This window comes from Pseudofulvibacter geojedonensis (assembly GCF_042675745.1).
Taxonomy (GTDB): domain Bacteria; phylum Bacteroidota; class Bacteroidia; order Flavobacteriales; family Flavobacteriaceae; genus Pseudofulvibacter; species Pseudofulvibacter geojedonensis.
Map to the genome: position 1 here is coordinate 122,415 of NZ_JBHTJM010000006.1, position 13,043 is coordinate 135,457.

General features: G+C 33.2%; 11 protein-coding genes. 6 read left to right on the plus strand and 5 right to left on the minus strand.

The features are described from left to right. The first annotated feature begins 28 nt into the window (after nucleotides 1-28). A complete protein-coding gene (gene pruA, locus ACFQ1O_RS05565) occupies nucleotides 29-1,654 on the plus strand; it encodes an L-glutamate gamma-semialdehyde dehydrogenase (RefSeq protein ID WP_377714197.1) in 1,626 nt (541 codons plus the stop codon). A gap of 212 nt (nucleotides 1,655-1,866) precedes the next feature. Here pruA and ACFQ1O_RS05570 read toward each other — a convergent pair whose 3' ends face one another. Beyond that, a complete protein-coding gene (locus ACFQ1O_RS05570) occupies nucleotides 1,867-2,889 on the minus strand; it encodes an Omp28-related outer membrane protein (protein WP_377714199.1) in 1,023 nt (340 codons plus the stop codon). A 178-nt stretch (nucleotides 2,890-3,067) separates the two neighbouring features. Further along, nucleotides 3,068-4,021, minus strand: coding sequence for an Omp28-related outer membrane protein (locus ACFQ1O_RS05575; protein WP_377714202.1), 954 nt, complete (start codon nucleotides 4,019-4,021; stop codon nucleotides 3,068-3,070). 165 nt (nucleotides 4,022-4,186) lie between these two features. On the opposite strand from ACFQ1O_RS05575, the gene ACFQ1O_RS05580 reads away from it, so the two are divergent. Next, a complete protein-coding gene (locus tag ACFQ1O_RS05580) occupies nucleotides 4,187-4,666 on the plus strand; it encodes a TlpA family protein disulfide reductase (protein WP_377714204.1) in 480 nt (159 codons plus the stop codon). A gap of 91 nt (nucleotides 4,667-4,757) precedes the next feature. Continuing rightward, the gene (locus ACFQ1O_RS05585; RefSeq protein ID WP_377714206.1) at nucleotides 4,758-6,530 is read left to right on the plus strand and encodes a DUF6029 family protein; all 1,773 of its coding nucleotides are present in this window, start codon (nucleotides 4,758-4,760) and stop codon (nucleotides 6,528-6,530) included. A gap of 46 nt (nucleotides 6,531-6,576) precedes the next feature. Here the strand turns inward: ACFQ1O_RS05585 and rsmG are convergent, their stop codons facing one another. Further along, on the minus strand, nucleotides 6,577-7,206 hold the full coding sequence (gene rsmG / locus ACFQ1O_RS05590; RefSeq protein ID WP_377714208.1) for a 16S rRNA (guanine(527)-N(7))-methyltransferase RsmG: 630 nt from the start codon (nucleotides 7,204-7,206) through the stop codon (nucleotides 6,577-6,579). Between the two features lie 120 nt (nucleotides 7,207-7,326). Here rsmG and ACFQ1O_RS05595 point away from each other — a divergent pair, with 120 nt between their 5' ends. The 3 genes from ACFQ1O_RS05595 (at nucleotide 7,327) to ACFQ1O_RS05605 (ending at nucleotide 10,155) form a co-directional block, all read left to right on the plus strand. Further along, nucleotides 7,327-8,424 (plus strand): fatty acid desaturase family protein, encoded by a 1,098-nt coding sequence (locus ACFQ1O_RS05595; RefSeq protein ID WP_377714209.1) that lies wholly within the window; start codon nucleotides 7,327-7,329, stop codon nucleotides 8,422-8,424. A gap of 2 nt (nucleotides 8,425-8,426) precedes the next feature. After that, on the plus strand, nucleotides 8,427-9,629 hold the full coding sequence (locus ACFQ1O_RS05600) for a pyridoxal phosphate-dependent aminotransferase (RefSeq protein ID WP_377714211.1): 1,203 nt from the start codon (nucleotides 8,427-8,429) through the stop codon (nucleotides 9,627-9,629). 73 nt (nucleotides 9,630-9,702) lie between these two features. After that, nucleotides 9,703-10,155, plus strand: coding sequence for a tRNA (cytidine(34)-2'-O)-methyltransferase (locus tag ACFQ1O_RS05605; RefSeq protein ID WP_377714213.1), 453 nt, complete (start codon nucleotides 9,703-9,705; stop codon nucleotides 10,153-10,155). A 6-nt stretch (nucleotides 10,156-10,161) separates the two neighbouring features. Here the strand turns inward: ACFQ1O_RS05605 and ACFQ1O_RS05610 are convergent, their stop codons facing one another. Then, nucleotides 10,162-11,619 carry a TrkH family potassium uptake protein gene (locus ACFQ1O_RS05610; RefSeq protein WP_377714788.1) on the minus strand — a complete coding sequence of 486 codons (1,458 nt, stop codon included), beginning with the start codon at nucleotides 11,617-11,619 and terminating at the stop codon, nucleotides 10,162-10,164. A gap of 46 nt (nucleotides 11,620-11,665) precedes the next feature. Further along, nucleotides 11,666-13,015 (minus strand): Trk system potassium transporter TrkA, encoded by a 1,350-nt coding sequence (trkA, locus tag ACFQ1O_RS05615; RefSeq protein WP_377714215.1) that lies wholly within the window; start codon nucleotides 13,013-13,015, stop codon nucleotides 11,666-11,668. Between the last annotated feature and the right edge of the window lie 28 nt (nucleotides 13,016-13,043).

Sequence of the window (13,043 nt, forward strand, 5' to 3'; positions counted from 1 at the left end):
TTAAATCAACTATTAAACACATAAAATTATGGGAAAAGGTTTTTTTAACGTTCCTGCACCAGTAAACGAGCCAGTAAAGTCGTATGCACCCGGAACCCCTGAAAGAGAAGCTACTTTAGCAGCTTATAAAGAAATGTTTAACAACAAAATAGATGTTCCTTTATATATTAACGGAGAAGAAATCAGAACAGGAAACACTGTTACAATGACACCTCCTCACGACCACCAACATGTAGTTGGAACTTACCACAATGCTGATAAAAACCATATAGACACAGCTATCTCTGGCGCTTTAGAAGCTAGAACAAAATGGGCTAATTTACCTTGGGAACAAAGAGCTGCTATATTCTTAAAAGCCGCTGATTTAATAGCAGGACCTTATAGAGCTAAGATTAACGCAGCTACAATGATAGCACAATCTAAAACAGTTCACCAAGCTGAAATTGATGCTGCTTGTGAGTTAATTGATTTTTTACGTTTTAACGTAAAATATATGTCAGACATATACAAAGAACAACCTGCTAGTAATCCAGGTGTATGGAATAGAGTTGAACACAGACCTTTAGAAGGGTTTATTTACGCTATTACCCCTTTTAATTTTACTGCAATTGCAGCTAATTTACCTGCCAGTGCAGTAATGATGGGTAACGTATGCGTATGGAAACCTAGTGACTCTCAAATATACTCTGCTAAAGTTATAGTTGACATCTTTAAAGAGGCTGGAGTACCAGACGGAGTTATTAATGTTGTATACGGCGATCCTGTTATGATTACAGATACTGTATTAGCAAGTCCAGATTTTGCTGGAATTCACTTTACAGGATCTACTCATGTATTCAAAGATATTTGGAAGAAAATTGGAAACAACATTCATAACTACAAAACATATCCAAAAATAGTAGGTGAAACTGGTGGTAAAGATTTTATTATTGCTCACCCAAGCGCAAAACCTCAACAAGTAGCAACAGCTATTTCTAGAGGAGCATTTGAATTTCAAGGACAAAAATGTTCTGCCGCTTCTAGAGTTTACTTACCAAAATCTACCGCTGCCGAAACTTTAGCTTTAGTTAAAAAAGATGTAGAATCTTTTAAAATGGGTTCTCCAGAAGATTTAAGCAACTTTATTACTGCTGTAATTCACGAAGGTTCTTTCGATAAATTAGCTTCTTATATAGATCAAGCCAAAAAAGATACCGATGCTGAAATATTTGTTGGTGGAGGCTACGACAAATCTAAAGGTTATTTTATAGAACCAACAGTTATTGTCACTACAGATCCACAATACACAACTATGCATACTGAATTATTTGGACCAGTAGTAACAGTATATATTTATGAAGATAATAATTGGGCCGATACTCTAAAGTTAGTTGACTCTACTTCAGAATACGCATTAACTGGAGCTGTATTCTCTCAATGTCGTTATGCTTTGGATGAAGCTACAAAGGCATTAGAAAACTGTGCAGGAAACTTCTATATTAACGACAAACCAACAGGTGCTGTTGTAGGTCAGCAACCATTTGGAGGAGCAAGAGCATCTGGAACTAACGACAAGGCTGGATCTATTTTAAACTTATTACGTTGGGTTTCACCAAGATTAATAAAAGAAACCTTAGTATCTCCAGAAGATTACAGATATCCGTTCTTAGGATAATTCCATATATTTAATTCAACAAAAAAAGCTCAAGTTAAAAACTTGAGCTTTTTTAATGACAACAATTAAATCGAAACTTTACAACCATACAACCTCTCCACACACAGCATTAACACTACACCTAACCTATAAAACAAATATTTAATTCTTTTTTAGCAAAAAAAATACCCAAGAGTTAACTTGAGTATTTTTTATATTCTTAAGAGTTTAGCTTAATCAAAAGCTTTATCTTCTCCTAACTTAACTTCTCTTGCATTGTAGATATCATAATGAGGAGAGTTTGTATAAGTTTCACCTTGCCAAGTAACAGTTTTAGTATAAGTATTTCTTACAAATGCTACTATATGTAATTTAGAGTTATCTAAAACTGAGCTAGGTATATCTAAACCAGTAAAAGTTCTAGTATACACACCTCCAGCACCAACATAATCAGAAGGAATAACATCACCAAACTTATCAGTATAAATTTTTCTCAAAACATGGTTATGTACATAATTAGCTCCATCAGACACTCCAGATTGAGGGCTGTTAGGATATTTAGCTCCATCTTCTGTTAAATAAAGCATTAACTTTAACTCTTCACTAATAGCTTCTTTATAACCAACTTTTACTTCTACATCAATCTTTCCATTATTTAAAGTTGCCTTTAAAGCTAATCCTAATTTAGAAACTTCGTTAAGTTTAGCATCTACCTCACTTGTAGAACCACTTAAAGCTCCTTCCCAATTGGTACTAATACCATTTGCAAAAATAGTAGGGAAAGCATTTACATTATAGTGATTTGTGATAGCATCTCCATCAGCAAAAGCCATCGGATCATCATTATGTATAGCAGCTCCTAATACATTAGAATTACTATTAATCATATTTTCCATTGCTGCCGCACCAGTTGGACAAGCAGAACACCAAGTACCAGTATAATCTTCTAAAAGCACTTTAGTAGTAAATGTAGAAGGTGCTCCTGAAGCTGTATAACTCTGTCCTTCTGCTCCTGACCCTGATCCACTTCCTGATCCAGAACCACTTCCTGATCCAGAACCACTTCCTGATCCAGAACCACTTCCTGATCCAGAACCACTTCCTGACCCTGATCCACTTCCTGAACCAGAACCACTTCCTGAACCAGAACCATTTCCTGAATCAGATCCACTTCCTCCATCATCAGAAGAACTACAAGACATCATTGCTACTGCAACGAATAAAAACATTAATTTAAAAATTGACTTCTTTTTCATTTTATTTAAAATTATAGGGGTTAATAATATTTGAAACTACAATTAACATAATTGTTCTTATAGTAGAAACAAACTAAATACCAAAAACCCTAATTTTTATACAAAATGCTTATATACTAAAAAAGTGACTACCTAGCTTAGGTAGTCACTTTTACTATTTAAAAGTTTATTCTTTTAATTAATCAAAGTCAGCAGCTTGACCAACTTTAGCCAACCTTACATTATGTATCCCGTAATTTGTCCCTCCAACACTAACGAAAGCTATCACTTCTAAATTATTAGCATCTAACACATTAGACGGAATGTCTAAATCTTGAAATGTTCTAGTATATATACCTTCAGCTCCAACATAAGAAGAAGCTATAGCATCTCCATTTTGCGCTGTATATACATCTCTTAAAATATTATGGTGCTCATACTGACCTCCTTGAGATGAACCAGATTGTGGACTACTTGGGTATTTACCATCTTTTTCAATTAAATAAACCATCAGTTTTAAATCTCCTGAAACATTCGATTTATAACCAACTTTTACCTCTATATCTAATTTTCCATTATCAACATAAGATTTAACAGCCAGTCCTAAATAAGCAGTTTCATCTAATTCTGTATTTAAAGTAGTTTGACTATATGGATACCAATCATTAGACCCTCCATAATACACTGTAGGATACCCTGTTATATTATAGTAAGTAGCTTTCCCTCTAGACTCTGGAATTTCCATTGGATCTGGATAACTACTAACCCCTACATGAAGCTCAGCTGAATGAATTCTAGAATCATTACTCATGGCATTAGAAATAGCTGCACTTGCATCTGGACAGTAACCACACCAGGTTCCTGTAAACTTTTCTAACATCAATCTTTTGGTAAAATCTGTTGGCGCTCCAGTTGCAGAAAAAGTTTCTCCCGCTTCTCCTATCTCTCCTGCCTGAACATCAGTAGAACCAGATCCACTTCCTGAACCAGATCCACTTCCTGAACCAGATCCACTTCCTGAACCAGATCCGCTTCCTGAACCAGATCCACTTCCTGAACCAGAACCGCTTCCTCCATCATCAGAAGAGCTACAAGACATCATTGCTACTGCAACGAATAAAAACATTAATTTGAAAATTGAATTTCTTTTCATTTTGGTATAAATTTTGGGTTAATAAATATAATAAACAGCCGCTAATATATAATTTTTTTTGAAATGCTTTAGTATTTTATTGAAAAACAGTAACTTTTGTTGCATATTTCATATATATATAATATAATTGTTCCTTTATTTATTAACCCAAATCCCCTTATTATCATGAAAAAAGTATTTTTCTTATTCGTCTTAGCCTTAGTCGCTAACGTAGCTCATTCTCAAAGTTCATTACCCGATCTTACTCTCAAAAACCTAGATGGTAAAAACATTAATTTACCTGAAATATCAAAAGATAAGACTGTTGTTATATCTCTTTGGGCCACTTGGTGTGTTCCTTGCAAAAATGAATTAGATGCCATTAGCGATGTTTATGAAGATTGGCAAGACGAAACAGACATTACCCTTTACGCCGTTTCTGTAGACGACTCAAGAACTGTTAAAAGAGTTAAACCTTTAGTTAATGGTAAAGGCTGGGAATATGAAGTATTACTTGATACAAATAATGATTTAAAAAGAGAACTTGGAGCTGCTACTGTACCTTTAACTCTTATTGTTAAAAACAACAAAATACTTTATCGCCATTCAGGCTACACAGCTGGAGCTGAAGACGAGCTTTTTGAAGAAATCAAAAAACATATATAAAACACATATAAAGCACAAAAAATTTAATACCTAACAGAGTGATTGATTTTCTCAGTCACTCTGTGTTTTTATTTCCCCTTATACAATTATTATGAAAAAAGCATCATTATTATTTTTAGCTGGAATGATTTCTTGTTTTGCCTTTTCACAAGAACAAGATTCTACCAAAACTAAAAAAACAAATTTTAAAAAGTTTACCGATAACCTTAGTGGTAACTTCGAATCTAATGCTCAATGGTATTTAAACGACAAGAAAACCGGTGAATTTGACGAAGACGAACACGTAAGAGCCAATAGCTACTTAAGACTTGACTATAGTTTCCTTAAAAACTTTACTGTTGGAATTCAAGCAGAAAGTTATGCCCCTAGACCTTTATTAAATTATACTGAATTGTTCAACAAAAGAGTAGCTTTTGCTCAATTTTACGCCAATTACAGAAGCGAAAAACTAGACATTACTGGAGGTTATTTTTACGAGCAATTTGGAAGCGGACTTGTTTTAAGAGCTTGGGAAGACAGAGCTCTAGGTATCAACAACTCTTTACGTGGTGGAAAAATAAAGTACAGTCCTACTAATTACTTAAATTTCACTGCCCTATACGGAAAGCAACGTAAAGGTTTTTCTGTTGCAAATTCTGATATTTTTGGAGGAAATGCAGAGTTTAACGCAGCGGATATAATTAAATCTGACAAGCTAACAGATCTTACACTTGGTTTGAGTTATGTAGGTAAAAAAGAAGAATACAAAACCACAAACAATGATTCTAATGTACCTGAAAATGTTAATGCGTATTCAGCTAGATTAGATATAAGTGCTGGTAAATTTAATATCGGTGGTGAATACGTACACAAAAGCAAAGACGCTAGACTAAACAAGGGATCTTCTCCTTCCTTTTCTGAGAAAAGAACCTTTACAGGGAATGCTATATTATTTACCACTGGATTCTCTCAAAAAGGACTAGGAATTAACTATACCTTTAGAAGACTTGAAAATATGCGATTTTTCTCTGAAAGAAACTTCTCTAACCTGGGGAGCAACCCAACAAGTCAACTAACATTAAACTACATACCTGGTTTAACGAAACAACATGATTACACATTAACTAACATATATGTTTACCAAGCTCAACCTGGTATGAGCTTTTTACCAGGAGAAACCTTTCCTATAGCAGCAGGTGAAATAGGAAATCAAGTTGATATTTTCTACAAAATAAAAAAAGGAACCAAGTTAGGAGGAAAGTATGGTACAAAAATATCATTAAATTACTCTTACTGGGCTATGCTTGACGCAAAAAACATTGACCCTAATGCCAATCCATTTTTCCCTACAGACGACTTTACTTATGAAGATGAATTCTTGAGTTTTAAGAAAAAATTATTCACAGACTTTAACATCGAAATTAGAAAAAAATGGTCACGTAAATTAAGCTCTATTTTCACTTACATAAATACTTACTACAACCAAGACATATTAGAATCTAAAGGAAACGGAAGCGAAGTTAGAGCTTGGATTGGCATAGCCGAATCAACATATAAATTAGGTAAAGGAAGATCAGCCAGACTAGAGTTACAACACCTATCTACAAACGACGATGCTAGAAATTGGGTTGGTGGAACTGCTGAGTATTTTTTCAATTCAAAGTTCGGAATCTACATCAACGACTCTTTTAATTATGAAGAAGGAAAAAACCCTGAAAACTATAATATCCACTTATTTAACGTAGGAGGAAGCTTTACAAAAGGAGCAACCAGAGTAGCACTAAATTATGGTAGACAAAGAGGAGGTTTACTTTGTGTTGGTGGGGTTTGTAGACCTGTTAGTAAAAACACTGGTTTGACATTGAATTTAACTACCTCATTTTAAACAAAAATATAAACCATAAAAAAAGCAGCTAATTTAGCTGCTTTTTTTATGGTTTATATTTAATCGGTAAATACACCACTTTTTTCGTTTCAAAAAAATCTTCCTCAAAATAATCAGGTAAATCAAACAGTTTAACGGACTGAAAAAGAGATAACTCATCTGTTAAATCACCTCCTTTTAAATAAAGTATCCCATTTCTAAATTCGTTTAAATTGTCTTTTTTAATCTTTTTCCTCACCCATTTTACAAAATCTGGCATATTAGTTACTGCCCTACTTACGATAAAATCAAATTTTTCATCTACTGTATTTGCTCTTTTTTGTTCAGTTCTAACATTTTCTAAACCCAAACCTTCCACCACGGCATTAACAACTTTAATTTTTTTAGCGATAACATCTATTAAATAAAAATTTACTTCTGGAAAAAGAATAGCGAGAGGAATACCTGGAAAACCTCCTCCTGTACCAACATCTAAAACACTAGAACCCTGCTTAAAAGGCATAACCTTTGCTATACCTAAAGAATGCAACACATGTCTTGTATAAAGCTCATCAATATCTTTTCTTGAAATTACATTTATTTTACTATTCCAATCTTTATACAACTGCTCTAGCAATTCAAATTGTTTTCGCTGTTTTTCTGTAATATTTGGAAAATATTTTAATATTTCTTTCATTCTATCCTATTTAAAAACAAAACTAGCCAATAATTTTAGTATTCTTTACAACAAAAATGAGTTTTAAATAATTAATATTGATAAATTTGCAAGGTTGTACCCCAAAAAGAGAATTACAAGATGAATAATACAGTTAGATTTTCAAGAATAGATTCTGCCAAGTTTTTTAAAACTCTAAATAGCAGGGTTAACTCATACTTTAAAGACAACAACATTAAAAAGACAGGAAACTGGAAACTATACATTAAAACGATAGTTATGTTTGCTATCTTTCTTACCCCTTATTTCTTAATACTAACCATAGACATGAACCAATGGATACAACTTTTACTTACCGTTGTTATTGGAATAGGCATGGCTGGTGTTGGAATGAATGTAATGCATGACGGAAACCATGGATCATACTCAACAAAAAAATGGGTAAACAATTTAATGGGAGGTAGCATATACATACTTGCAGGAAATGTGTACAACTGGAAAGTACAACACAATGTTTTACACCATACATACACAAACATACATGGTCATGACGAGGATTTAGAAGCTGGAAGAATTTTACGTTTTTCTAAACACGCTAAATGGTTTAAACACCAAAAGTACCAACACTTCTACTCTATATTTTTATATGGATTACTTACATTAAATTGGGCAATCACAACTGATTTTATGCAAATGAAAAGGTATTTAGCTAGAAAATTGTCTGCTGGAAAAATGCCGAATCCAGCCAAAGAATGGAGTACATTAGTAATTACTAAAGTTTTATACTTTTCTATATGGATAGTGATACCTTTACTATTCTTAGATTTAGCTTGGTGGAAAGTAATAATTGGATTTATAGCAATGCACTACACTGCAGGTATTATTTTAAGCGTAGTATTTCAACTAGCTCATGTTGTTGAAGAAGCAGAAATGATTTTACCAGAAGAAGATGGCAAAGTAGACCATACCATGAAGATTCACCAATTTCTTACCACAACTAATTTTGCTACAAAAAACAGATTAGCAAATTGGTTTACTGGCGGATTAAATCATCAAATTGAACACCATGTATTCCCTAATATTAGTCATATACACTATACAAAAATTTCTAAAATAGTAAGAGAAACTGCTAAAGAGTTTAATATACCTTATTACGAATATGAAACAACAAGAAAAGCTATTATTTCTCACTTTAAATACTTAAAACAAATGGGAATGAATCCCGCTTTACAAGCATAAACATGAACACAACTACAGCTCTTTCGTTATCTGATAGGATTAACAGTCTACCTATATCGCAAACATTAGCTATGGCAGCTAAAGCTCGCGAATTAAAAGATCAAGGAAAAGATATTATAGGATTAAGTCTCGGCGAACCAGATTTTAACACGCCAGATTTCATCAAAGAAGCAGCTATAAAAGCTATAAATGATAATTACAACTCATACACTCCAGTAAATGGATACTTAGAATTACGCGAAGCTATTTGTCGTAAATTTAAACGAGATAATAATTTAACTTACACACCAAATCAGATTGTAGTTTCAACTGGTGCAAAGCAATCTATTGCAAATGTTGCAATGGTATTATTAAATCCAGGTGATGAAGCATTACTTCCAGCACCATACTGGGTAAGTTACTCTGCTATAGCAACTCTGGCTGAAGCTAGTTTTAAGGAAATACCGACTTCAATTGATTCTGATTTTAAAATAACACCCGAACAATTAGAAGCATCAATTGGTCCAAAAACCAAAATGATATTCTTTAATTCTCCAAACAATCCTAGCGGAGTAAAGTATACCGAACAAGAATACAGAGCCTTAGGTAAAGTTTTAGAAAAACACCCTAATATTTTTATATTGTGTGACGAGATTTATGAGCACATCAATTACGAAGGAGAAAACTTTAGCTTAGCTGCTATACCAGAATTATACGAAAGAACAATTACAGTAAATGGTGTAGCAAAAGCATTTGCTATGACAGGTTGGAGAATTGGATACATTGGCGCTCCTGAGTGGATAGCTAAAGCTTGTACCAAAATGCAAGGTCAGATTACTTCTGGAGCTAACTGCATAGCGCAAAGAGCTACAATAGCAGCTTTAGATGCACCTGTAAGCAAAATTCAATACATGGTTGATGAGTTTAAAAACCGTAGAGATATTATGATTTCGTTATTAAATGAAATTAACGGTATAAAAACCAATACACCAAAGGGAGCTTTTTATTTATTTCCAGATGTTTCTTTTTATTTTGGAAAAACAATAAACGGAACCACAATTAATAATGCATCAGACTTTGCTATGTATTTGTTAGAAAAAGCAAATGTAGCAACTGTTACAGGCGACGCGTTTGGAACACCTAATTGTATTAGAATTTCTTATGCAGCTAGCGAAGAACAATTACGCGAAGCAATGAGCAGAATTAAAAAAGCTCTAAATCAATAATAGTATTATAATACTTATTCTATAAACACGCCTTACTAGTAAACACTATGTAAGGCTTTTTTTTCAAAAAATAATGGCGCTTAATATAGTACTTGTAGAACCAGAAATTCATACCAACACAGGAAACATTGGTAGATTAAGCCTTGCTGCTGGAGCCAACTTACACTTAATAAAACCTTTTGGTTTTGAAATTACCGACAGTAGATTAAAACGAGCAGGCTTAGACTATTGGAAACATATTACATTAACTATATACGAAAACTTTGAAGAGTTTCTTGAAATCAATAAAGACCAACCAATGGCTTTTTTATCCAGCCACGGTACACAAGAGTATTACGATATAAATTACCAAGATGGAATGTTTTTAATATTTGGAAAAGAATCTAAAGGACTTTCAAAAAAAATTCTTGAAGAACATGCTAAAAACCTTTTTAAAATACCATTACACAGTCAGCAAATTAGAAGCATCAACCTAGCTAACGCAGTTAGCATTGTTGTTTACGAAGGTATAAGACAATTGAAATAAAAACTTCTACCTATTCCTCCAAAAAAACGGAGTAATTACAATTAAAACCGTAAATAATTCTAACCTACCTAGCAGCATTAAAAATGCACACCACCATTTAGCCAAAACAGGTAAGTGACCAAAATTAGCTAACGGATTTAACGTTCCAAATGCTGGCCCAACATTACCCAAACTAGATACCGCTCCCCCTATTGCTGATTCAAAATCTAAACCTAGAAAACCTAATCCTAGCGCCCCGCCTATAAACAATAACATATATAAGATAAAGAAAGCTAATATATTAAAGACTATTTCTTTAGAAACCGATTTTTTATTATAGCGCACAGGTATAATTGCATTTGGGTGCAATGTTCTTTTAAACTCAAAAAAGCCATTTTTTACCATAATTAAATGCCTAACAACTTTTACACCTCCTGCTGTTGAACCTGCTGACCCACCTACAAACATCAACCCAAAAAAGAATACTGTTAAAAAAGGAGTCCAGTTAGTAAAATCTGCAGATACAAAACCTGTAGTTGTAATTACTGCTATAATTTGAAATGCTGAGTGCCTAAAAGCCGATTCCAATTCTCCAAATATTTGCGGATGATAATCAGACACTTCTACATGAGCGTCCTTATATATTACGAAAGTACACAACCCTATAAACAGCAATATAAAGACGCTATAAAACCTAAATTCTTCGTCTTTTATTATTTTTTGAACTTTCCCTTTAAACGCAAAATAACTTAAAACAAAGTTGGTTCCCGCAAGAAACATAAAAACAATAATAATATACTGTATTAAAGGCTTATCATTCCAATATGCAACACTTGCATTTTTTGTTGAAAAACCTCCTGTAGACAATGTGGAGAGTGAATGATTCATTGCATCAAACAAATTCATACCTGCTAGTTTTAACAAAATTGTTTCAGCAACAGTATAAACCAAGTATATTAACCATAAACGTTTGGCTGTATCGGTAATTCTAGGGTGCAATTTATCTGCACTAGGACCAGGTGCTTCAGCAGCAAATAATTGCATTCCACCAATACCCAATAATGGTAAAATTGCTATTGCTAAAACTATAATCCCCATTCCTCCTAGCCAATGAGTCATACTCCTCCAAAACAAAACACCTTTAGGTAAGACTTCTATATCACTTAAAATTGAAGCTCCGGTTGTGGTATAACCAGACATGGTTTCAAAAAAAGCATTCGTGAAATTAGGAATTGCATTTGTAAACAAATACGGAAAGGTTCCAGAAAAAGTCATTAACAACCACCCCAAAGCCACAACTAAATACCCTTCTCTCTTTTTAATTTCTTTTTTATGGTCTTTAGTTACAAACATTAGCAAACCTCCAATAGCAGAAGAAACCAAACCTGCCAATGATATTTCTAAAGTAACTCCATCTTTATAGAGAAAGCTTACCAACGCAGCTATCAACATAAAACCTCCATTAAAAAGCAACAGAAGCCCCATGATATGAAAAATAATTTTACCGTTAAGTTTTTTCACTGTATGAAGATTATAAAAATAATTTTTCGACTTTAGATATTGAATGAGGTAAACAACAAACAACCACTTTATCTTTAGCTTGTATTTTAAAATTCCCTAAAGCTATCAAACCTTCATCTCCTCTAATTACACCACCAATAATTGCAGATCTAGGAAAATCTAAGTTTTTTATAAATTTATTACACACTTTAGATTTTTCTTTTACTTCAAACTCTAATAATTCGGCATTTAAGTTATTTAACTGAGTAAAAGCTATTACTTCTCCTTTTCTAATATATCTAAAGATTGCATTCGCTGCTATTAGTTTTTTATTAACTAAAGTATCTACCCCAATAGATTGAGATAATTGGAAATAATCCATATTCTCAACCAAAGCAACTGTTTTCTTAACTCCTTTAGTTTTAGCCATTAGACAAGACATAATATTGGTTTCTGAATTACCTGTAACAGCAACAAAAGCATCCATATCTTCAATGCTTTCTTCTTCTAATAATTCAACATTTCTTCCGTCACCATGTATTACTAAGGTTTGAGGTAGTTCATCTGCTATTTCAAAAGCTCTATCTTTTCTTTTCTCAATAAGCTTTACATTAAACTTATGCTCACATAAGCTTTTTGCTGTTTTATAGCCTATATTACTCCCCCCTAAAATCATTACATCATTTATAGACTCTTTTATCTTACCAGATAGCTTGTACAATTCTTCTACTCCTCCAGCAGAAGTTATAAAATACACCTGATCTCCTTCTTTTATAACTGTATCGCCCCTAGGTATAACGGTATATTGAGTACCAAATCTTTGGATGGCAATAGGCATAAAGTGAACTTCTGAGAATATTTTGGCAGCATCTTTAACTGCTTTCCCTACGAAAGGTGCAGTTCTAGAAATATTAAGCCCCAACATTGTTAAGGCTCCGTCTTCAAAATCAAAACGTTCATTAAATGCAGATTCATTCAACAATAATTCTATTTCATCTGCTGCTAAAGCTTCTGGTGAAATTAATTCGTCTATACCTAAACTAGAAAATTGGATATCATCGGTATTATCAATAAACTCAGTGTTAGAAATTCTAGCTATAGTTCTTTTCGCTCCAAGTTGCTTAGCTATTGCACAAATAGTAATATTTATAGTTTCTGAAGACGTTACAGATATTAATAAATCTGAAGAAGATATTCTTGCTTCTTTCAACACTGCTAAAGAAGTAGCATCTCCTTTAATTACTTTAATATCTAAATGATTATCTGCATAAGACAAGTTTTCTTTATTACAATCAACAAGTGTTATATCTTGCGATTCATAAGACAGTAGTTTTGCTAAATGAAAACCCACTTCTCCTGCTCCTGCTATTATTATCTTCACGGTTGTTTTAAGATTTTTGTGTCACTTT

What these genes read in the sequence shown, in the direction of transcription:
- pruA (WP_377714197.1), top strand. Translation starts at nt 29, where the DNA reads ATGGGAAAAGGTTTTTTTAACGTTCCTGCACCAGTAAACGAGCCAGTA.
- ACFQ1O_RS05570 (WP_377714199.1), bottom strand. Translation starts at nt 2,889, where the DNA reads ATGAAAAAGAAGTCAATTTTTAAATTAATGTTTTTATTCGTTGCAGTA.
- ACFQ1O_RS05575 (WP_377714202.1), bottom strand. Translation starts at nt 4,021, where the DNA reads ATGAAAAGAAATTCAATTTTCAAATTAATGTTTTTATTCGTTGCAGTA.
- ACFQ1O_RS05580 (WP_377714204.1), top strand. Translation starts at nt 4,187, where the DNA reads ATGAAAAAAGTATTTTTCTTATTCGTCTTAGCCTTAGTCGCTAACGTA.
- ACFQ1O_RS05585 (WP_377714206.1), top strand. Translation starts at nt 4,758, where the DNA reads ATGAAAAAAGCATCATTATTATTTTTAGCTGGAATGATTTCTTGTTTT.
- rsmG (WP_377714208.1), bottom strand. Translation starts at nt 7,206, where the DNA reads ATGAAAGAAATATTAAAATATTTTCCAAATATTACAGAAAAACAGCGA.
- ACFQ1O_RS05595 (WP_377714209.1), top strand. Translation starts at nt 7,327, where the DNA reads ATGAATAATACAGTTAGATTTTCAAGAATAGATTCTGCCAAGTTTTTT.
- ACFQ1O_RS05600 (WP_377714211.1), top strand. Translation starts at nt 8,427, where the DNA reads ATGAACACAACTACAGCTCTTTCGTTATCTGATAGGATTAACAGTCTA.
- ACFQ1O_RS05605 (WP_377714213.1), top strand. Translation starts at nt 9,703, where the DNA reads ATGGCGCTTAATATAGTACTTGTAGAACCAGAAATTCATACCAACACA.
- ACFQ1O_RS05610 (WP_377714788.1), bottom strand. Translation starts at nt 11,619, where the DNA reads ATGGGGCTTCTGTTGCTTTTTAATGGAGGTTTTATGTTGATAGCTGCG.